The 20,984-nt window shown below is 32.0% G+C and carries 17 protein-coding genes; 9 read left to right on the forward strand and 8 right to left on the reverse strand.

Translation table 11 applies throughout. The features are described 5' to 3' along the window. The first annotated feature begins 316 nt into the window (after nucleotides 1-316). Nucleotides 317-2,605, forward strand: a complete 2,289-nt coding sequence (locus ACE193_RS13820; RefSeq protein ID WP_375558813.1) for a RelA/SpoT family protein — start codon at nucleotides 317-319, stop codon at nucleotides 2,603-2,605. A gap of 522 nt (nucleotides 2,606-3,127) precedes the next feature. On the opposite strand, the gene ACE193_RS13825 is transcribed toward ACE193_RS13820, so the two are convergent. The 4 genes from ACE193_RS13825 to tsaD all read right to left on the reverse strand — a co-directional run bounded on the left by ACE193_RS13825 (nucleotide 3,128) and on the right by tsaD (nucleotide 6,656). After that, nucleotides 3,128-4,627 (reverse strand): UvrD-helicase domain-containing protein, encoded by a 1,500-nt coding sequence (locus ACE193_RS13825; RefSeq protein ID WP_375563360.1) that lies wholly within the window; start codon nucleotides 4,625-4,627, stop codon nucleotides 3,128-3,130. A gap of 13 nt (nucleotides 4,628-4,640) precedes the next feature. Next, the gene (locus ACE193_RS13830; protein ID WP_375558814.1) at nucleotides 4,641-5,027 is read right to left on the reverse strand and encodes an STAS/SEC14 domain-containing protein; all 387 of its coding nucleotides are present in this window, start codon (nucleotides 5,025-5,027) and stop codon (nucleotides 4,641-4,643) included. Between the two features lie 136 nt (nucleotides 5,028-5,163). Then, nucleotides 5,164-5,550, reverse strand: a complete 387-nt coding sequence (locus ACE193_RS13835) for a hypothetical protein (protein WP_375558815.1) — start codon at nucleotides 5,548-5,550, stop codon at nucleotides 5,164-5,166. Nucleotides 5,551-5,654: 104 nt separating this feature from the next. After that, nucleotides 5,655-6,656, reverse strand: a complete 1,002-nt coding sequence (tsaD, locus tag ACE193_RS13840; RefSeq protein ID WP_375558816.1) for a tRNA (adenosine(37)-N6)-threonylcarbamoyltransferase complex transferase subunit TsaD — start codon at nucleotides 6,654-6,656, stop codon at nucleotides 5,655-5,657. Nucleotides 6,657-6,717: 61 nt separating this feature from the next. Between tsaD and ACE193_RS13845 the strand changes: the two genes are divergently transcribed. The 8 genes from ACE193_RS13845 to ACE193_RS13880 all read left to right on the forward strand — a co-directional run bounded on the left by ACE193_RS13845 (nucleotide 6,718) and on the right by ACE193_RS13880 (nucleotide 17,703). Continuing rightward, nucleotides 6,718-7,659: a glutamate--tRNA ligase family protein gene (locus ACE193_RS13845; RefSeq protein WP_375558817.1), complete on the forward strand. Its 942-nt coding sequence runs from the start codon at nucleotides 6,718-6,720 to the stop codon at nucleotides 7,657-7,659. A 145-nt stretch (nucleotides 7,660-7,804) separates the two neighbouring features. After that, entirely contained in the window at nucleotides 7,805-8,893 is a 1,089-nt protein-coding gene (locus ACE193_RS13850; protein ID WP_375558711.1) for an ISAs1 family transposase, read from the forward strand. A 430-nt stretch (nucleotides 8,894-9,323) separates the two neighbouring features. After that, the gene (locus ACE193_RS13855) at nucleotides 9,324-10,340 is read left to right on the forward strand and encodes a hypothetical protein (RefSeq protein WP_375558818.1); all 1,017 of its coding nucleotides are present in this window, start codon (nucleotides 9,324-9,326) and stop codon (nucleotides 10,338-10,340) included. Nucleotides 10,341-10,518: 178 nt separating this feature from the next. Further along, nucleotides 10,519-12,783, forward strand: a complete 2,265-nt coding sequence (locus ACE193_RS13860) for a cytochrome c biogenesis protein CcdA (protein WP_375558819.1) — start codon at nucleotides 10,519-10,521, stop codon at nucleotides 12,781-12,783. Nucleotides 12,784-12,950: 167 nt separating this feature from the next. After that, nucleotides 12,951-13,601, forward strand: coding sequence for a hypothetical protein (locus ACE193_RS13865; protein ID WP_375558820.1), 651 nt, complete (start codon nucleotides 12,951-12,953; stop codon nucleotides 13,599-13,601). Between the two features lie 45 nt (nucleotides 13,602-13,646). Next, nucleotides 13,647-14,057, forward strand: coding sequence for a hypothetical protein (locus ACE193_RS13870; protein WP_375558821.1), 411 nt, complete (start codon nucleotides 13,647-13,649; stop codon nucleotides 14,055-14,057). 129 nt (nucleotides 14,058-14,186) lie between these two features. Next, nucleotides 14,187-14,567, forward strand: coding sequence for a hypothetical protein (locus ACE193_RS13875; RefSeq protein ID WP_375558822.1), 381 nt, complete (start codon nucleotides 14,187-14,189; stop codon nucleotides 14,565-14,567). A 193-nt stretch (nucleotides 14,568-14,760) separates the two neighbouring features. Then, on the forward strand, nucleotides 14,761-17,703 hold the full coding sequence (locus ACE193_RS13880) for a WD40/YVTN/BNR-like repeat-containing protein (RefSeq protein WP_375558823.1): 2,943 nt from the start codon (nucleotides 14,761-14,763) through the stop codon (nucleotides 17,701-17,703). Between the two features lie 163 nt (nucleotides 17,704-17,866). Here ACE193_RS13880 and tsf read toward each other — a convergent pair whose 3' ends face one another. From tsf to rpsI, 4 genes are all read right to left on the reverse strand, one after another. Further along, entirely contained in the window at nucleotides 17,867-18,700 is an 834-nt protein-coding gene (gene tsf, locus ACE193_RS13885) for a translation elongation factor Ts (RefSeq protein WP_375558824.1), read from the reverse strand. Nucleotides 18,701-18,956: 256 nt separating this feature from the next. Beyond that, entirely contained in the window at nucleotides 18,957-19,181 is a 225-nt protein-coding gene (locus ACE193_RS13890) for a hypothetical protein (RefSeq protein ID WP_375558825.1), read from the reverse strand. A gap of 270 nt (nucleotides 19,182-19,451) precedes the next feature. Beyond that, entirely contained in the window at nucleotides 19,452-20,255 is an 804-nt protein-coding gene (rpsB, locus tag ACE193_RS13895) for a 30S ribosomal protein S2 (RefSeq protein WP_375558826.1), read from the reverse strand. A 317-nt stretch (nucleotides 20,256-20,572) separates the two neighbouring features. Then, nucleotides 20,573-20,962 (reverse strand): 30S ribosomal protein S9, encoded by a 390-nt coding sequence (gene rpsI / locus ACE193_RS13900; protein WP_375558827.1) that lies wholly within the window; start codon nucleotides 20,960-20,962, stop codon nucleotides 20,573-20,575. Nucleotides 20,963-20,984: the final 22 nt, after the last annotated feature.

A 20,984-nucleotide genomic window follows, 5' to 3' on the forward strand; every position in this document is an offset into this window, starting at 1 on the left:
TTTACAAAAATACAATTATAATACAATTTCAAATTAAAAAAATTATAAAAAAAGTATTTATTCTGTATTAATAGATGGTAACTGTATAATTACCTAATTTGTTGATTTTTAAATTATTTTTTTCCAAAGAGTTAGAATATATGAAATAAAATGAGTAAATTAGTTTAGGAGCTTATCTAGTTATTGATTAAATGAAAAAATAGCGAAATAGAATAAATAGATACGCAAAAAATTAGGAAAGTAAATAAAACAACTACACACAAACTAAATAATTAATTATCCTTATAAGATTGAATTTTATTGAAATTGAAAAGATATGTCTATACCAGAAAAGGGAGTAGAAGTTCCCACTAAAACAGAAGAAGCCAAAATTAAGCAACTAGAACTTACAGAAAAACAACTAGAACAAGAAAAAAACGACATTTTGCAGCGTTATCGTCATTTGATGCGACTAGCTCGCCCTTATATGCAAGGCGATGATGCAAAAAAAATCAAAAAAGCATTTCAAATAGCTACTGAAGCACATGGAAATGTACGCAGAAAATCAGGTGAGCCTTATATTTTTCATCCTATTGAGGTGGCACGGATTGTAGTAGAAGAAATGGGACTTGGCACAACCTCAATTATTTGTGCTTTGTTGCACGATGTAGTTGAAGATTCGGATATTCCTCTTTCAAGATTAGAAAAAGAATTTGGAAGTCGGGTTTCAAAAATCATTGATGGACTTACAAAAGTTCCTAGTGATATGTTTGGACAAGAAAAATCGCAACAAGCCGAAACGTTTAGAAAAGTTCTTTTGACAATTTCAGAAGATATTCGTGTTGTTCTTATCAAAATTGCTGACCGTTTGCACAATATGCGTACTCTTGAAAGTATGCCTAATGCCAAACAACTTAAAATAAAAGCAGAAACACAGTATATTTATGCACCTCTTGCTCACCGTTTGGGGTTATATAATATTCGTTCGGAGCTAGATGATTTGTCATTAAAGTATTCAAACAGAAAAGCATACAACGAAATTGTTGAGCATATCAAAAGAACGAAGGCTTCTCGTACTCGTTTTATCAATGAATTTAAAAAGCCTATTGAAGAAGAGTTGGCACGACAAGGACTTGATTTTGAAATTAAAAGTAGAATGAAATCTATTTCTTCTATTCAAAAGAAAATGGTCAAACAGCAAATTCCCTTTGATGAAGTTTATGATTTGTTTGCTATTCGAATTATCTTGAATACAGGAATTGGAGAAGATGAAAAATCGGCTTGTTGGCGTACCTATTCTGTCGTAACTGATTTTTATCAACCTAGTCCACAACGTTTGAGAGATTGGATTAGCGCACCCAAAACCACAGGTTACGAATCGCTTCATACAACTGTTATGAGCAAGAAAGGACAATGGGTAGAAGTACAAATCCGAACTCATAGAATGGATGAAATAGCTGAAAAAGGCTATGCAGCACATTGGAAATACAAAGGAGGAAATGATAAAAGTGAATCTAGTATTGAAGGTTGGATTTCTAGAGTACGTGAAAGTATCGAAAACAAAGACCTTTCAGCTTTAGAATTTATTGATGAATTTCAGAATAACTTTTTTAGTGATGAGATTTATGTCTTTACACCAAAAGGAGATTTGAAAGTTTTGCCTCAACATTCTACTATTCTGGATTTTGCTTTTGATGTACATTCCGAAATAGGTGAACGTTGTATGGGGGGAAAAGTAAATCACAAACTTGTTCCTCTCAATTATGAGCTTCAAAATGGCGACCAAATAGAAATCCTTGTTTCTTCCAAAACAAAAGTAAATGAAGATTGGCTCTCTTATGTTCGTACTTCCAAATCAAAACAATGTATTCGTCAGGCTCTCAAAAAAGACCAAAAGATTATCATTGAAGATGGAAAAGAAATCATTAAGAGAAAACTCAAACAACTCAAACTTGAATTTAATGATGAAACAGTCAATCAACTCTTAGATTATTTTAGTTATAAATATGCTTCTGATTTTTATTATGCTGTCGGCAAAGGAAAGATTGAACATACACAGATTAAGAAATTTAGAGAAGAAGACGAAGAATACAAAGCCTCACAAGTAAAATCTAAAAAAGAAAGTAAAGACAAAGGACACAAAAAGAAAAAGAAAGATGATATTCTTTTGATTGGAGGGGATTCTACCATAGAATTTCATTTGTCCAAGTGTTGCCATCCAATACCAGGAGATGATATTTTTGGACTGACTACAAGTGGAAGAGGAATTCGTATTCACAGAACTGATTGTCCGAATGCTGTTGCAATTATGGCATCATATGGAGATAGAATTATTTCTGTGAATTGGGCAAGCCAAAAAACACTCACTTTTGAGGTGCTACTTACTATTATTGGTGCTGATAGAATGGGACTTGTAAATGATGTTACTCGTATTATTTCCAATCAAAACAAAGTCAATATTTGTGGAATTAGTTTTGACATCAATAACGAAACTGTTTTTGAAGGAAAAGTCCGTTTACGTGTCTTAAATACCGAACAAGTACAAAAACTCATTATCGAACTCAAAGAACTAGATGGAGTAGTTCAAGTAATGCGACAAGATGAAGATGAGATTTTGAGTGATTAGAATCTTTCTTCAAAAATAATTCAAATAGAATAACCTTAGTCTTTACAGATTAAGGTTATTTTTTTTCAAAAGCGAAATTCTACCTTTCCATTTTGAAAAAATAAAGAAGTATCAAAATTCTATCAAAAAAACAAAAATAGGCTTATATGAGCTTTAAATCGCTATTTTCAATTATTCTATTTTATTTACACTTATTTCTTGGTATTGGCAAGCCTATTGAAATATATAAGGTAAATAAGCAAAACAAATGATTTTCAAAGGAGCTGATTGTAACAATACAAAATTTTTAACAGTAACTTTATTTTTTAGAAATCATTTATTCAGAAAGTCAATAACGAGCAGTAAGTGAATTGTCAATCATTATTAATTAGTAATAAAGATTATTTTTAGCAAATCCTTATTTTTTAACTGTCGTATTTAGACTTCTTAAATGCTTTTGTAAGAAACAAGTCAATCCCTTTTCATTTTTTGAAAAAAGGGATTTTTTGTTTTCAAGACTATTTAGGACTATTTCCAACTAACTCAAATCCTCCTTACTTCCTCTCTCGCTCGTGTAAGAGCTACATAAAGTATATTTATTTCTTCGTTAATGGCTTGTTTTCTAGCTTCCGAAATTGGTTTTCCTGTTTTAGTCTGAACAGCTTTCAAAATTTGTTTTTCACTCACAAAATCATTTTGAAGATAAACCGTATCCCATTCCAAACCCTTTCCTTTGTGTGCCGTCGTAAAAGTAATATCTGCTTTATGAGGTTCTGTAATTCGGTTTTGAAGACGTTCTAAAAGGCTTGGAAGCTGATTTCCATATTTTTTAACAAGCTCTACTAATCTTTTGAGCGAACGGTCTTGAGAAGCTGCTGCCGTTTCTTCGATTTGTTTCCAATCGTACCAAAACTCTTTTTTTCTATTCGCTTTATTATTCAAGTTTACTAATTGAGAAATCGAAGAACCATCATCTAATTTTAAATACTGTTCAAAATTTCCCTCAAAGGCTACCGAACTTACTTTTTTAGATTCAAAAAGCCATTCTATTGCCGTTTGAATTAATCCTAAATGCGTTCTTGCAATTACTGCATGGGTTTTCTTTTGTTCTTCTTGATTGAATAAAACAGAACGAGGAATCATTTCAAAATTATTGATTTCAAAATCTGGAAAGACATGTTTTTTCCATGCTACTACTTCTTTTGCATACTGAGTTACAGCAGCAGGACAGCGAAAACTTTTTTGTAAGTTTAGACTAGGAAAATCGGTGTTTGAGAGCGAATTAATCGCACTTCGCCAGCCATAAATCTGTTGATGTTCGTCGCCTACAATCAATTTTGTCGCTTCTTGATTCATAAAAATATCTAGCATTACAGGCGAAGCATCTTGTCCCTCATCAAACAAAATCCAATCAAAAGATAATTTAGGATTTGATAATTGATATTTTTTGAGATAAAAATCGTGTGTAATCGGAATTTTTGTATCACTCATTTTATCAAAAAGCCATTTTACTTGTCGTTCTAATTGGTCATAATTTTTTTGAGCAAAAGAAAGTCCTTTTCGTGGTGTGAGCTTTTCGGTATAATCAAATGCTGAAATTGTTTTGTGTGTACTCTGACAAAAAGTATCAAAAAAATCTTTGATATGGCGAGCCAATAAATAACTATTGGTAGAATCTGTATCTGATAAATGAAAGTATTTTTTGATAGAGGAAAGCGACAAATCCAAAATCAAAGGCGATTGTTTTTTCTTAAAAAGACTTCTATACGCCAATGAATGTGCTGTTTCTACCCAAAGTGTCGGAATATCATTTTGATTATTTAATCGTAACTTTCGTAGAATTTCTTCCTTTATGGCTCTATTAAAAGCCAAATACAACATAAAACCTTCGCCTTCCCTTTTCTTAGCATATTCCAAAAGAGCTGTCGTTTTTCCAGAACCAGCCACAGCTTCAACTTTCAAATCGCCTTCTGATTCGATAATGGATTCTTGTTGAAAGGTAAGAGTCGGTTTTATATTATTTTGAGTAGTAATAATTTTGATTGTTTTTTTATGATTATAGGCTTTTTAACCATAGTTTCGCTCTTTCTTCGTCTTCAAAATACTGAATTCTGATAGGCGATACTTCAGAAGCATTACTTAAAACATCTTCTACTGCGATTTTTCCAAACAAATTTTTGGAAACTATAATTGCAATAGTTGAATATCCAACAGCTAATGCACGAGGAAGCCAATCTTCTACACTCCATTTCTGATCAGCATCACTCAACTCTCTCATGTTTACATTATTAGATAAAACTTTTCCTGTTTCATTTTCTCGCATAAGGTCAATTAAATCATTCATGCCTTGACGAAATTCATTCTCATCAATCTTTAATCCCCATTTTATGTAAATATGAGAAACTGGTGTGTGAGAATAATAGAGTTCAAATTGGTCATTCATTCTTTTATCGTTTTAGATTATTTCGTTAGTTAAAGATAAATCATTTAATTCAAAAAACACTATATCCTTGTTCTTTGGGAAACAGAAGATAATTTTTCTATTAGTTTCACTGCTCTTTGGGTCTTAAACAACTTCATTATAAATTTGCCAACCATGCAGTAGCTTTTACTTCACCTTCAAAATAATGCATATCAATAGGTGATTTTTCAGCAGCATTCTTCAATATACCGTCTACTGCCATTGTTCCAAATATATCTTCTGCAATAATATTAGCAACGGAAGTATAACCAACAGCCAAAGCACGAGGAAGCCAGTCATCCACACACCATGCTTGATCTTCATCTGATAGTGGTCCTAACTGGGTTACATTAGAAAGAATTTTTCCTGTTTTGTGTTCTTTCATCATTTCAATAAGTTTTTCCATTCCTTCACGGAATAAATTTTCTTCTACCATAAACTCCCACTTAATATAAATATGTGGGATAGGATTAGAACGATATTCGTGTATTACAGAGTCAGTCATTATTTTAAAGGGTAAGTTTTTAATAAATTCAAAATAAAACACAAATTAACACCAGCAAAACCATAATAAAATTTTGCATAAATTAAATTTACCCTAATTTAATATTAAAAACTCATTCTTGAAAGTGGTGCGACCGTTTGATTACTAAATTCTTGTTTTAAAAACTTATAATGAGCAGCCATCGCAATCATAGCAGCATTATCAGTACAATATTCCATTTTTGGAATAAAAATATCCCAGCTTTTTTCTTTTCCTAACTCTGTCATCCTTTTTCGGAGTTCTGAATTAGCAGACACTCCTCCAGCAATCGCAATTTGATTGATATTTTGTTGTTCGGCAGCTTGAATTGTTTTTCTCAAAAGCGTTTGGATAAGTGTGTGTTGAATGGTCGCACAAATATCATTTATGTTTTCCTTAATAAAATTCGAATTTTTCTGTTCTTGTTTTCTTATAAAATAAAGAATTGCTGTTTTGAGTCCAGAAAATGAAAAATCAAGATTTGGCAAATCTACTTTTGGCAAACCGTAATCTTGAACTGTCCCTTTTTGTGCTAATTTATCAATTTCTACTCCACCTGGATATGGCAAACCTAACATTTTGGCTGTTTTATCAAAGGCTTCTCCTACGGCATCATCTTGTGTTGTTCCAATAACTTCCATTTCCAAATAATCTTTTACCAAAACAATCTGTGTATGTCCACCCGAAACAGTCAAACATAAAAAAGGAAATTTTGGCTTCGGTTCATCAATAAAATGAGCCAAAACATGCGCCTGCATGTGATTGACTTCAATGAGAGGAATCTCTAAACTCAACGCCAACGACTTTGCAAAAGCCGTCCCAACGATAAGCGCACCCAAAAGCCCAGGACCACGAGTAAAAGCAATGGCATCTAGATGTTTTGTTGTAATTTGAGCTTCTTTTAATGCTTCCATCACAACAGGAACTATATTTTGTTGATGCGCTCGTGATGCCAGTTCTGGCACAACACCACCATAAGCACGATGAATTGCTTGTGTAGCAATCAAATTACTTTTTACTTGTCCACCTATAATTACAGAAGCCGAAGTTTCATCACAACTTGACTCAATAGCTAATATTTTTGTCATAAATTTGCTCTTTTACAACTGGTTCAAGCGTCGACGCTTGAACCAGCAATTTATATAAGTTATGAATTATTCAAAAATCAAATCAGTCTTAAATTCTACCCAAAATCCGATTCATTCAAGAATTGCACCCACACCTTCTGGTCTTTTACACAAAGGTAATGCTTTTTCTTTCCTTTTGACGTGGATTTTGGTCAGAAAAACAGGAGGAACACTCACTTTGCGTATCGATGATATTGATAAAAATAGAAAACGACCAGAATATCTACACGATATTTTCGAAACGCTTCATTTTTTGGAAATAGACTGGGACAAAGGCGCAAAGAATCCCAAAGATTTTGAAACTCATTATTCACAACATAATTTTTTAGAAATTTATCAAAAAGAAATTGAAACTTTGAAGAATAAAAATGCTGTTTTTGAGTGTTTTTGTTCTCGTTCAGAAATTCAAAACAGAAACATTGAGAATAGAAATGTATATGATGGTTTTTGTTCAAAAAATAATAATAAAATAAATACAGAAAGTCAAAAAAAGTCAGCTCTTCGAATAAATACAAATTGTTTTGATAAGAAAGCTACTCAAATCAATGATTGTAATAGAACTCATTTTGAAATCAATTTATCAACTGAAATGCCTTTTTTTGTTGTTCAGAAGAAAGATAAATTACCGTCTTATCAGCTTGTTTCACTAATTGATGATTTCAGAATGAATATTAATTTTGTTGTAAGAGGTTCAGATTTGATAAATTCAACGGCAGCACAATTATTTTTAGCAAAAATTTTAAATAAAAAACCATTTTCAGAAACTACTTTTTTGCATCATGATTTGATTTTGGATAAAGAAAATAATAAAATTTCGAAATCAGCAGGAAGTATTTATGATTCTTTTTCGATAAAATATTTTAGAGAAAATGGAGGAACACAAAAAGATTTTTTGAAAGAATTTTGTGAATGGATAAACATAGACCCAAAGGAGAATTTACAACAAATTTTGGATTCCTTATAAATAATTTTTGTAGAAAAAATGGCTTATTTTTTCATAGATATATTTTGAAAATTGATAATAAGTTGATTTTACCCCAGACTAAACGCACTATAAAATTAATAAAAAAGAGTTAATTTTCGTTCTCACTTTTAATTTTTTCTCTTTTATGGTCAGTTTAAGCTCTTATTTATCAGAAGTTCCTGATTTTCGTAGGCAAAATAAAAATTACTTGCACAATTTGCAGGATATTTTGCTTTTAAGTGTATGTGCTATTTTTCATGGTGCAGATGGTTATGAAGAAATAGCCGATTTTGGTATTGAGAAAAAGGAATTTTTACAAAATTTTCTACGTTTGCCTAACGGAATTCCTTCCCATGATACTATACGTAGAGTTTTTTTACACTTAGATAGTGCTTTTTTTAATAGTTGTTTTATGGATTGGATTTCAGCTTGCATTAAAGATTTAGGTTTACCTTATCAGCAAATTAGTGTGGATGGAAAAGCTCTTCGGGGTAGTAAAACGGGGATTTATTTAGTTAGTGCTGTTGCTAGTGAACTAGGTTTGAGTTTAGGACAGGTTCAAGTAGAAGAAAAAAGTAATGAAATTACGGCTATTCCAGCTCTTTTAGGAATGCTTTATTTGAAAGGATATGTTGTTTCTTTAGATGCTATGGGAACACAACAAGCGATTGCTCAACAGATTATAGAGAAAGAAGGAGATTATTTTTTAGCCCTAAAAGGAAACCAAAAACATCTTTTAGAGCAAACAGAGCTTACTTTTAAAGTAGAAAAGGCTGATGATATATTTGAGACACAAGATTGGTCAGCAAGTGCTAATCAAGTAGTAGAATATAAAGTAGAGGTAAGTTCAAACTGTAAATGGATAGAAAATCTAGCTAATTGGTTAGGTTTAGTAACTTTAATAAAATTAACTACAAATAGCTCATTACGAGGAGAACATATACGCTATTATATCTCAAGTATTAAAAATTTGAGTGCAAAACAAGCCTATAAATTAGCTAGAGGGCATTGGGCAATAGAAAATAAATTACATTGGCAACTAGACGTTATTTTAAAAGAAGACGAAAAAAGAAACCGAAAAGACAATTCAGTTCATAATTTAGCACTAGTCAGAAAAATAATACTAAATGCTGCTAAAATGTATGAAACTAAACTTAGCACTAAAAAAATGATGAATAAAATTAATTGGAATACAAGCTATGCTGAACAACTTTTTACCAAAATGTTCATTTAATAGTGCGTTTAGTCTGATAAATTTCACGTAAAATCAATAATTAATTGGTTGATAAATAACCCTAAAATTAATTTTAATTCTCTAAATGAGGAACAATTTGCACCAAAAGACCTAATAAACGCTGCTTAAATGACACTCATATTGAAAACTGAATATTATTTATGCAGTATTTATAAAGTTTTGAGGCATAAATTGGTTTTGATTTATGAAAATAAATTATAGATTTAGACACGATTTCATTTCCTATTTTTAGCTACTTAGGGTTTGTTTTGTATTTTTTGTAAAAACAAATTTTGTTTTATGCCTTTGATTTGCTAGTTTTCGTATATCATGTACCTCAAACAATTATTTCGTTTCTAATAGTATTATAAATACATAGAAATTTAAAATATCCTTTTCGTTCATCGCTTCTTCTTAATTTAATTAAACTTTGGGCATTCGTCGTACTCTAAAAGACATCTTAAAAGCTATTTATCAATCTATTCCACTTGTTCGTACTTGGAATTGGTCTCGTCTTTTTTTGTGCATAATTATTTCATGTTTTATATGGAGTTTTCAGGCACTCAACAAAGATAATTATCACACTACAATTAATTTTCCTTTAGTAATTGATTACTCTCGTAAAGATGTAGTAGCATTGGAAGAGCCTCCAAAGTATATTTCTGTACAAGTAAGTGGAAGTGGTTGGCGACTTTTACAGAAAACACTAGGGTTTGGGATTACACCTCTTCAAATAGATATAGAAGACCCTACACAAGTAAAATATTTTACTGCCAAATCATTGATGCCTGATATTGTGCAACAGCTTAGTGATGTACGAGTAGATTTTATTGCAGAAGATTCTATTCATCTTCACTATGATAGTACAATGAGTAAGCAAGTTGTACTTTTTGTAGATAGCTCAAAGATTTTTTTAGCCAAAAATCATCGTATTGCTTCTCGTATTTTTCTTGACCCAGACTCTCTAACAATTAGTGGAGCAACTTCTTTTGTACGTGCAGAGCCTGATAGTTTTGAAATTATTTTGAATGAGAATAAATTAGATGAAAATTATGATGAAATGATTGATATTAATTATCAACCTCCTAGAAAAGTGAGTTTTTTTCCTGAAGGTGTACAAATAAAATTTGATGTTGATTTATATTTTAAAAAAACGGTCACAGTTCTTATAAAACCAATTGATTTTCCAAAAGATTCTTCTGTTTATCTTGCTCGTCAGTTAGCTGTTGTGGAATATGATGTTAGAAGAACAAATGAAATGATGACTATTCCTGATAGTTTGTATATTTTGGCAGATTATAAAACTAGAAATATGAGTGATTCGACACTACAACCACTATTTTTTCCTCCTTATTTTATGGAAAATGTCAAAATTGTTCCTGAGAAACTTAACCTTATTTTCCCAAAAAAAGCAAATGATAAAAGAAGAAATAGATATAGAAATTAAATCATAAGCTGATTGCTCACACGTTAAGATTCAATAAAAGAAACTTAAAACAACTAAATTAAATTAAATTCATAACTTTAAAGCTACTATTGTTCGTTATGTTCGTAAATTAGGGTTTCAAACAAACGTATGATAATGTATTCATTTGTTTTCTTCTTATCTGAACTAGTAGACTTTTATGAAAAAATATACTCCTTATTCCTTTCCAACTGTATTTTTTGCAGTTTTTATCTTACTTTTTTCTTCTTGTTCCAGTACTTCTGCTCAAATCGAACAGCATTCGAAGTGGAAAACTTATACAGAACCTGTCGATTTATCAAACATAAAAGTAGGCGAAACAATAAAACTCTATTTTGAAGTAGATATTGATAAAGATTGGTATGTCTATTCATCTGATTTTGATAAATTATTAGGTCCTATTGTAGCTGAATTAGCTTTTGAAAAAAGTGATGCTTTTGAAGCAGTTGGAGATTTTAAAGCTGTTAATCCAAAGAAAAAATATGACGACCTTTGGGGGGGAGATTATACTTATTTTGTCAAAAAAGGTAAATTCTATCAAGTTGTAAAGATTTTAAAGCCTACTGCTACCATCAAAACGACTTTGACATATCAAGAGTGTTCAGAAGTATCAGGAAAATGTATTATGCAAGAACCTGAATTTACATTCAATATAAAAGTACAAGCAGGACAACCAACAGACAATACAAAGACAGAAAAAATAGATGATAAAGATGGAAAGAATGAGAAAATAGAAAAAAAAAATAATCAAACGCCAACTACTGCCAATATTGATAAAAATGAGGAAAATAATCAAAATACAGAAGACTCAAATGTAATTGAAATAGTAGGAAATGATACTTCTCTCTTTACAACTCCATCAAGTACAGAAGTTACAAAAACTGAAGTTGTAACACTAGATAATACTAAAAACTACATTCCAGCAGGCGACCCATTTAAAGAATTACCAGAAGTTACGACAGATTTAGGAGGCGAAAGTGAGAGTTTGTGGGGATTTATGATAGCTGCTTTTTTGAGTGGTTTGGTTGCTTTGCTTACTCCTTGTGTCTTTCCTATGATTCCGATGACAGTTTCTTTTTTTACGACACGAAGTAAAAACCGTTTTGAGGGAATTGCTCGTGCTATGTTTTATGGCTTTTCTATTGTTGGACTTTATACACTGATTGGTTTTATTGTTTCACGTTTTATGGGAGATGATGCAGCAAGTATTTTGGCTACACATTGGTTTCCAAATGTTCTGTTTTTTACAGTTTTTCTAGTTTTTGCAATTTCATTTTTTGGAGCTTTTGATATTGTTTTGCCTTCCAAAATGGTAAATAATATTGATAAACAAGCCGATAAAGGAGGATATATTGGAATATTTTTTATGGCTCTTACACTCGTCGTGGTTTCATTTTCGTGTACTGGACCGATTGCAGGAAGTATTTTGGTTATGTCTGCTAATGGTGAAGTGATTAAACCTGTTTTGGGAATGTTTGCTTTTTCACTTGCTTTTGCTTTGCCCTTTACACTTTTTGCTATTTTTCCATCACTTCTTTCTAGCCTTCCAAAGTCTGGAGGTTGGCTCAATACAGTAAAAGTAGTTTTAGGTTTTGTAGAATTAGCTTTAGCGTTCAAATTTTTGAGTGTAGCCGACCAAGTGTATCACTGGGGAATCCTTGACCGTCCGATTTATATCGTAATTTGGATGTCAGCATCCTTCTTTTTGGGACTTTATTTATTAGGAAAAATTCGCTTGCCACATGATAGTGTTGTCGAAAAATTAGGAGTGGGAAGACTTTTGATGGCGATTGCTTCTTTTGCATTCTTTTTATACCTAATGCCCGGTTTGTTTGGTGCGCCACTAAGTCCACTTTCGGGATATTTACCTCCACAAAGCACAAACGAATTTGATTTGGTTGCACTTATCAGAGGAGAAGAAAAAGCAGACATAAATGGTAAAGCAAAGTATTCAGATATTTTGCATTTGCCTCACGGCTTAGAAGGACATTTTGAATATTTTGAAGCGATAGAAGCAGCTAAAAAAGCAAATCAGCCACTTTTTATTGATTTTACAGGACATGGTTGTGTAAATTGTAGAGAAATGGAAGCATCAGTTTGGAATCAATCCGAAATTTTACCTTTGTTAAAAAATGAACTTACCATAGTTGCGCTTTATGTAGATGAACGCCAAGAACTGACAGAGGAAGAAAAATATATTTCGGCTAGAAATAATAAAGAAATAGAAACTGTTGGAAAGCGAAATGCAGATTTTCAGATTCGTCGTTTTGGGCAGAATGCTCAACCAAATTATTTCTTAATCAATCCTTATACACACCAGCCTTTAGTTGCTCCAGTAGGTAGAGTAAGTACTAAGAAGTTTAAGGCGTTTTTGGATAAAGGAATAAAAGAATTTCAAAAACAGCGTTTGAATAATAGTTTGTAAGAAATAATTGTAAATCTGTTCTAAAAATATCTTTACTTCAATAAAGATATTTTTTTTGCAACATCAACTATAAATTCTTTCAAAAAAACTGAGAAAGTATCAAAAAAAGAATTATTTTTAGTTTATTATTTTTTTAGATTCTATTTTTTAAACATCTCTTTTAAGTTATGCGTACACTTATTCTAATATCGCTCTTATCACTATTGATAAGTCTTTCTAGCAGCTCAAACGCTTACTCTTTAGGTTTTTCATTTGACTTTTCTTCTGAAGAATCTTCTAATAACCTTAGTACAACTAAAAAAAGTAATTCGACGAATCATTCTGGTAAGGATATAAAACCAAAAAATATAGAGCCAACAAAACAAAAAAACTCAACAAAAGAACAACGAAAAATAAAAAGACGGCAGCGTCGAGAATTCAGAAAAGCGATTTGGAAAAACCTCAAAGAGCAACACAAAGCCAATAAAAAAATAAGAAAAGAAAATAGAAAAAAAGGAATCAAAGATTCAACTAAAAAGATACATTGGGCTGCTTATCTAGCCATTTTTGGAGCTGTACTAGCTCTAGGAATTTTTGTAGCAGCGATTGCAATAGGCGCAATGTATGCTATTTTTAGCTATCTACTTCCTTTAGCTTTTTTGTTATTACCTATTTCAATAATTAGTGGAATTATTGGTGTCAGTGTAGCATTGAATGATGATGATGAAAAGTTTGATAAAACATATACCTTAGTATTGGCTCTAGTAGGAGGAGTTCTTTCTTTCGTAATATTACTTTTTATTATTCTACTTCTTTTAGCTCTTTCTACTGCCTTTTAATGACTATTTTAAAACAACTTACCAGCTATTAATTTTACTACTATTATGTCAAAAGAATCATTATACAAACAGTCCAATGTGGAGATTTCCCACGATACTATCCATTCGGCTATCTATATTTATTGGAAAGGTTTTGTTATGTTAGATGACTTTAAAAAGGCAATGCGAAAAGCCTTAGAGTTTTATCAAGATAAAAATGCCACACATTGGATTATTGACCAAACTGAAAGGCAAGCTGTTCATCCAAAAGTAAATGAATGGGTATTAGAAGAGTTTTATCCAAAACTTTTAGAAGTTGCACAAAAAGATGCAAAAATGGCTGTCATTGTCCCTAAAGATGTTTTTGGACGTTTTAGTATGAAAAACCAAACAGAAAGTCTTACCAAAAAATTTACAGAAATGATTCCCTATCAATATTTTCAGACTTTTTCAGAAGTGGTTAAATGGCTTTCTTGATAAGCAAAATTATATTTCTTAAAACATTTTTAGAATAGCTTGGTTTATATAGATGTAAATCAAGCTATTTTTTTCTGCTTGATTTACTTATTTTTTAACCTTTATTTTTTAAACTAAACTTCAATCTTTATGAAAACGAACAAAATTTTAATGTTCTTTGTGCTTGCTTTTATGGCTATCTCTTTTACTTCTTGTGATGAAGATGATGTAGTAAATTATGCTGATGATCTCCCAGGTACGTATGAAAGTCTTGCAGGAGATGTAAATGTAGAAGGAGCAATCAATGTAATCACGCTATCTAATAAAGGAGATAGTGAAGCTCTTACAAAAAATCTTGTCGTGAAAATTACAGACAAAGAAACTGAAAGTGATGGAACAGTACGTTATTCTACTAATAACAATGATGTAGATATTTATCGTAATGACAATATCATAACCATCAAAGTAACCAGTGCAGAATATGTACAAAACATTACAAATATTTATATTGGTACAAAAACAGTAAACTAATAATTTCTAAAACAAAATAATTTTTAAAAGCCTAGTTATTTCATAAGAGATGCTAGGCTTTTTTTTTGTTTTTTCTGTTAAAAAAAAAGAAAAATGATTTGAATTGAGTTTGAGTTTTTCGAAGCAACAAATTTGTTTGCAAATTGTATTTGACTAATCAAATACAGATTCAAAAAACCTTAATCAAACGAACATGAAAAAATATTTCCTTACACTTTTACTCTTTATTCTATTTTCAAATCTAGCCTTTTCACAAGATATTGAGTTAGAATTTACGACAGCTCAAAATCGTATCAGTTCTCAAAATAAAATCAATTCAGAAGATTCTTGGCTCAAAAATGTTCCTATCAAATCCATAGGACCAACAATTATGAGTGGAAGAGTTGTCGATATTGCAGTCAATCCAAAAAATCCAACGGAGTTTTTGGCAGCCTTTGCTTCGGGTGGACTTTGGCACACCAACACAAACGGAACTTCTTTTACGCCTTTATTTCAAGACCAAAAAGTCATGTCTATTGGAGATATTGCCGTTTCGTGGGAAGATTCTACGATTTGGATAGGAACAGGCGAAAATAATTCTTCTCGTTCGTCGTATTCAGGCGATGGAATATATGCTTCCTACAATATGGGCAAGACTTGGGAACACAAAAGCGATACAGAATTAAATGAATCTCAACATATCGGCAGAATAATTTTACATCCAACAGATAAAAATACGCTTTGGGTCGCTGCACTCGGTCATTTATACTCCAAAAATAAAGAACGAGGAATCTATAAAACAACAGACGGAGGCAAAACATGGAAAAAAACACTTTTTGTTGATGAAAATACAGGTGCAGTTGATTTAATTATTGACCCAACAAATCCAAATATTCTCTATGCTGCAACTTGGCAAAGACATAGAGCAGCTTGGAATTTTGAAGAATCTGGAATGGGAAGTGGAATTTATCGTTCGGATGATGGTGGCGAAAACTGGTCAAGAGTAACTATAAAAGAAAATGGTTTTCCTGTTTCAGAAGGAGTTGGAAGAATTGGGCTGACGATTTCGAAGGCAAACCCTAATTGGATTTATGCGTGTTTGGATAATCAAGACCATAAACCGAAAGACAAAACTAAAAAAGACGATAAAAAATCAACACTTACAAAAGATGCGATTTTGGCAATGAAAAATGAAGACTTTTTGAAAGTTTCTAATGAAGAAATAACAGCCTATTTGAAAGAAAATCGTTTTCCAGAAAAATATGATGCTGTTTTTGTAAAATCTCAAATTAAAGGTGGAAAACTAGAACCAAAAGCATTAGTAGAGTTTTTGGGAGATGCCAATTCTCGTTTATTCGATACACCAGTAAAAGGTTTAGAACTCTACCTTTCAAAAGACAAAGGCAAAACATGGCAAAAAACACACGAAGGAAGCATCGACGAAGTAGTTTATTCGTATGGATATTATTTCGGACAAGTGAGAGTTTCTCAAAATAATCCTCAAAAACTTTATATCGTAGGTGTTCCAATTCTTACAAGTGATGATGGTGGAAAAAACTGGAGAAGCATAAATGGTGATAACGTTCACGCAGACCATCACGCTTTATGGATTAATCCAAAACAAGAAGGACATTTAATAAACGGAAATGATGGAGGAATAAATATTTCTTATAATGATGGAAAAACTTGGTCAAAGTCAAATTCTATTCCTGTGGGACAGTTTTATAGTGTTGCGACGGATAGAGCAGAGCCGTATAATGTCTATGGTGGCTTGCAAGATAATGGCGTTTGGACAGCTTCACATCAATACGAATATTCAGATGTGTGGCAGCAAGAAGGTGCTTATCCATACAAACGACTTTTGGGTGGCGATGGAATGCAAGTAGAAATTGATTTTAGAGATAACAACACCGTTTTTACGTGTTATCAATTTGGAAACTGCTATAAGATTGATAAAACAACAAGGGAATCTAGTTACATTACGCCTTCGCACAAATTAGGACAAAAACCGTTTCGTTTCAACTGGCAAACACCTTTACATCTTTCAAAACACCAGCAAAATATTTTGTATATGGGTTCAAACCATGTTCTCCGTTCGTTTGACCAAGGAAAAACATGGGAAACTATTTCAGAAGACTTAACTAGAGGTGCAAATAAAGAAGAGGCAAAAACAGGTGATGTGGCTTATAATACACTTACTTCGATTGATGAATCTGCTTTGCGTTTTGGTCTTTTGTATGTCGGTTCTGATGATGGGATGGTTCACATTAGTAAAGATGCAGGTTTTAGTTGGGAGAATATTTCACAAAATTATCTCAAAGAATTTCCGAAGTACAAAAACTTTTGGGTAAGTCGTGTTCAGGCTTCAAAACACAAAATGGAACGAGTTTATGTTACTCTGAATGGTTATCGTTTTGATAATTTTGAATCAATTATTTTTGTTTCGAATGATTTTGGCAAAATGTGGGAAAGAATAGGTAAAAACCTTCCTTTAGAATCTGTAAATGTAATTAGAGAAGATTACAAAAATGAAAATTTACTTTTTGTAGGAACAGACCATAATCTATACGCTTCTTTGGATGCAGGAACTTCTTTTATGCCTTTGGGTAAAGATTTTCCTAGAGTGGCAGTTCATGATTTATCAGTTCAACCTGTGGCAAATCATTTGGTTGTCGGAACTCATGGACGTTCACTTTTTGTAGTGGATATTGTGCCTTTGCAAAGTCTAGCTAAAATGGATAAAGAAAAATCATTCTTCCTAGATAAAAACAAAATTACCTTCAATAAAAACTGGGGTAAAAGTTATTGGAGCAAATGGTTTGGAAATTCTGAGCCAAAGGAAGAAGACCAAAAATTCATTTTCTTTACTCCTCAAAAATCAAATGTAGAACTTCGTATTTTGGATAAGAACAATACTGTTCTTCATTCTGAAAAAATAGACGTTACTAAAGGCTTGAACTATTGGAACTATGACTTGACAATAAATGAGGAAGTTGCTAAAAAATTAGAAAAATTATTATCAACAAAAGAAAAACCTTTTATTATTTCTAAATCAGATAATGAAAAGTATTATTTACCAACTTCTACTTACAAAATAGTTTTGATAGAAAATGGAAAAACTACTGAAATGTCTTTTGATATTGTAGAGAAACAATAAAACTATTTTCAGTTTGCTTGTGTAACACTACTTAGGAAGGGACATTTTTTACATAAAAAAACACTAAACTTTAAAAGTTTAGTGTTTCATTTATATAATTCAAATGTGTATTTTGTCTAAGAAAACAAGCTGTTTTTGTTTGACAAACCAATGAATCAGTTAGCTATTCACCTACTGATACACGTTCAAATGCTTTAATTTCCATTCCTTTTCCTTCATTTTTTACATACTGAGCAATCGTAAGTTTAGGGTCTTTTACAAATGCTTGGTTCATTAATGTATTTTCTTGAAGGTATTTTTTTACGTAACCTTGAGCAATTCTGTCTAAGATGTTTTCTGGCTTGCCTTCTTCTCTTGCACGCTCTACACCAATAGCCATTTCACGCTCAGTAACTTTAGGATCAACACCATCTTCATTAAGAGCAACAGGATTCATAGCTGCGATTTGCATACCCAAATCTTTTCCAATAGCATCATAATCAGCATCTCCTGCATTATCCATTGCTACCAAAACACCAACTTTACCGTTTGAGTGAATATAAGCAGATAATTTGTCAGCCGAAAGATGATTATACCCTACGATAGAAATTTTCTCGCCCATTTTACCAACAAAGTCAGTAATCTTAGCTTCTAGGCTTTGTCCACCTGTTTCTAAAGCTAAAAGAGCTTCTGAAGTAGCAGGTTTTTTGTCTGCTGCAAGTTTTGCAATTTCGTTTCCTAATGTTTGGAACTCTTCGTTACGAGCTACAAAGTCAGTTTCACAACCCAATCCTACGATTACGCCTTCTGAGTCATTATTGAAAATTTCGATAAAAACTGCACCTTCAGATGTATCTCTATCAGCACGTTTTGCAGACACTTTTTGTCCTTGTTTACGCAAAATATCTACTGCACCATCAAAATCTCCATTAGACTCTGTAAGAGCTTTTTTGCAGTCCATCATTCCTGCACCTGTCATTTCACGAAGTTTTTTTACTTCACTTGCCGTAATTGCCATTGCTGTTGTATGTTTTGTGTTCTTGATAGAACGATTAAAAACGAATTAAAAAAAAGAGTGATTAGTAGCTGCAAAGTTACGAATCACTCTCTTATGAAACAATTACGAATTACGAATTACGAAGTCATCATAAATGATATATCTATCTATAATCAGTAATTTAAAAATAAACACCTTTTAATTAAAAATAATTTATAAATGACGAATTAAATTCGTAATTCGTAATTTTTAATTCGTAATTATTCATTAATTAAGATTATGCAAAATTAGAGTTTACAAAATCTGTATCTTCTTGAGAATTCTCACGACCACGGTAAGAATTAGCAAGAATAGTTTTGAGGCGATTGAGTTCTTCACGAGCAGTATCCAATCCTTCAGAAGGACGTTCAGATTTTTTCGTTTTGAAATAATCTGACTGGATAGTTTTTAGCTCACTGATACGCTTCTCAATCTTTAATTTGGTCTTTGTTTCGAAAGCCATAGTGATATAAGAATTTTTGAATTTAATTACGAATTACGAATTAAAAATTACGAAAATTAAAATTCTATTTTAAGTAACCAAAATCTGTTTTGATAAAATCAATTTATATTTTAAAGTAATTTTAACCAAACCTATAAGGTTTTTGAAAACCTTATAGGTTTAACTAATCTACTTTTCGTTGTCTAGTTTATAGTAGAATAATAATGAAGAATAGAAAATAAAATGAGAAGTTAATTTATCATTCATAATTTACCATTCACAATTCAAAAATTATTCTTCTTCGTCAGCATTTGCTTTCGAAGCTACAGCTTTCGAAGGTTTTTTACCTTCATCAACTGCACGTTTTTTGTTTTCTTCTTCTTGTAATTTAGCTTGTTCACGATCTTCTTTGCGTTCTGCTAAACCTTCTTCAATAGCTTTACCAATTATAGAAGTAAGAAGTAAGATAGATTTGTAAGCATCATCATTTGCAGGAACTGCATAATCAACGATGTTTGGATCTGCATTTGTATCTACGATAGCAAAAACAGGAATATTAAGGCGTTTTGCTTCTTTGATAGCAATGTGTTCACGAACAACATCTACTACAAAAAGAGCAGAAGGCAAACGATTAAGGTCTGCAATACCACCTAATACACGTTCTAATTTTGCTTGCTCACGAGAAATCATTAGTCTTTCACGCTTTGCTAAGTTTTTGTACATATCACTTTTAATCATACGGTCTGTCGACTGCATTTTTTTGATAGACTTACGTACAGTAGCAAAGTTAGTGAGCATTCCACCCAACCAACGATCTGTAACATAAGGCATATTAAGGCGTTGAGCCTCTTGTGATACTACTTCTTGTGCTTGTTTCTTAGTAGCAACAAACATAATTTTTTGTCCTTTACGAGCCAATTCTTTGATGGCTTCGGTAGTACGTTCTAGACTGGCGAGAGTCTTATTAAGGTCAATGATGTGGATACCATTGCGCTCCATAAAGATGTAAGGAGCCATTTTTGGATTCCACTTGCGTTTCAAGTGACCGAAATGCACGCCTGCGTCCAAAAGGTCTTTATATTCTATTTTGTCCATAGTAATTTTTTACTCTGTGAGGAGAATGTAAATCAATTTCGAAACTTTGGTTCTTTTTTCTGTACAAGTTGTAAACTTTATTTGTCTGAAAGTATCTGACAAGTACAACTATTTTGTAGAGGCGAGAACCACGCATTCGGGATTATTATTTTTAATAAAAAAAGGAAGGTTAAGAATCTAAGTCTATTTTAGCTTAGTATTTTTTCAAAAATGCCTTTTGAGAAATTTGAAAAAATAAATTTTTGGAGAAAAATAATATATAATTGTATGGTATTTTGAAATACCTAACAAATAGATTTTGTCCAAAAAGAAAATTCTTAACGCTTGCTGAATTGGAATTTTTTACGTGCTTTTCTACGACCGTATTTTTTACGTTCGACCATACGAGGGTCACGTGTCATAAATCCTTCAGCTTTAAGTGCTGGGCGAAGCTCTGGGTCATGCTCAACTAAGGCACGAGAAATACCAAGACGAACAGCACCTGCTTGTCCTGTGATTCCACCACTAGCTACGTTTACTTTTACATCAAAAACACCTACTTTGTCTGTTACAACAAAAGGTTGGTTGATGATAATACGTAAGATTTCTGTTGGGAAGTAGTCTTCTATAGCACGACCGTTTACAGTGATTTTTCCTGCGCCGGGTTGCATATAAACACGAGCTACTGCCTTCTTACGTCTTCCGAGGGTGTGAAGAGTTGTACTCATTTATAAATTAAATGGTTTAGAT

Origin of the sequence: Bernardetia aquimarina (assembly GCF_042180575.1) — a bacterium.
In the GTDB taxonomy this organism is placed as follows: Bacteria; Bacteroidota; Bacteroidia; order Cytophagales; family Bernardetiaceae; genus Bernardetia.

Excerpts from the sequence above, each read along its gene's own strand:
- ACE193_RS13820 (WP_375558813.1), top strand. The coding sequence starts at position 317 with ATGTCTATACCAGAAAAGGGAGTAGAAGTTCCCACTAAAACAGAAGAA.
- ACE193_RS13830 (WP_375558814.1), bottom strand. The coding sequence starts at position 5,027 with ATGAATGACCAATTTGAACTCTATTATTCTCACACACCAGTTTCTCAT.
- ACE193_RS13835 (WP_375558815.1), bottom strand. The coding sequence starts at position 5,550 with ATGACTGACTCTGTAATACACGAATATCGTTCTAATCCTATCCCACAT.
- tsaD (WP_375558816.1), bottom strand. The coding sequence starts at position 6,656 with ATGACAAAAATATTAGCTATTGAGTCAAGTTGTGATGAAACTTCGGCT.
- ACE193_RS13845 (WP_375558817.1), top strand. The coding sequence starts at position 6,718 with ATGAATTATTCAAAAATCAAATCAGTCTTAAATTCTACCCAAAATCCG.
- ACE193_RS13850 (WP_375558711.1), top strand. The coding sequence starts at position 7,805 with ATGGTCAGTTTAAGCTCTTATTTATCAGAAGTTCCTGATTTTCGTAGG.
- ACE193_RS13860 (WP_375558819.1), top strand. The coding sequence starts at position 10,519 with ATGAAAAAATATACTCCTTATTCCTTTCCAACTGTATTTTTTGCAGTT.
- ACE193_RS13865 (WP_375558820.1), top strand. The coding sequence starts at position 12,951 with ATGCGTACACTTATTCTAATATCGCTCTTATCACTATTGATAAGTCTT.
- ACE193_RS13870 (WP_375558821.1), top strand. The coding sequence starts at position 13,647 with ATGTCAAAAGAATCATTATACAAACAGTCCAATGTGGAGATTTCCCAC.
- ACE193_RS13875 (WP_375558822.1), top strand. The coding sequence starts at position 14,187 with ATGAAAACGAACAAAATTTTAATGTTCTTTGTGCTTGCTTTTATGGCT.
- ACE193_RS13880 (WP_375558823.1), top strand. The coding sequence starts at position 14,761 with ATGAAAAAATATTTCCTTACACTTTTACTCTTTATTCTATTTTCAAAT.
- tsf (WP_375558824.1), bottom strand. The coding sequence starts at position 18,700 with ATGGCAATTACGGCAAGTGAAGTAAAAAAACTTCGTGAAATGACAGGT.
- ACE193_RS13890 (WP_375558825.1), bottom strand. The coding sequence starts at position 19,181 with ATGGCTTTCGAAACAAAGACCAAATTAAAGATTGAGAAGCGTATCAGT.
- rpsB (WP_375558826.1), bottom strand. The coding sequence starts at position 20,255 with ATGGACAAAATAGAATATAAAGACCTTTTGGACGCAGGCGTGCATTTC.
- rpsI (WP_375558827.1), bottom strand. The coding sequence starts at position 20,962 with ATGAGTACAACTCTTCACACCCTCGGAAGACGTAAGAAGGCAGTAGCT.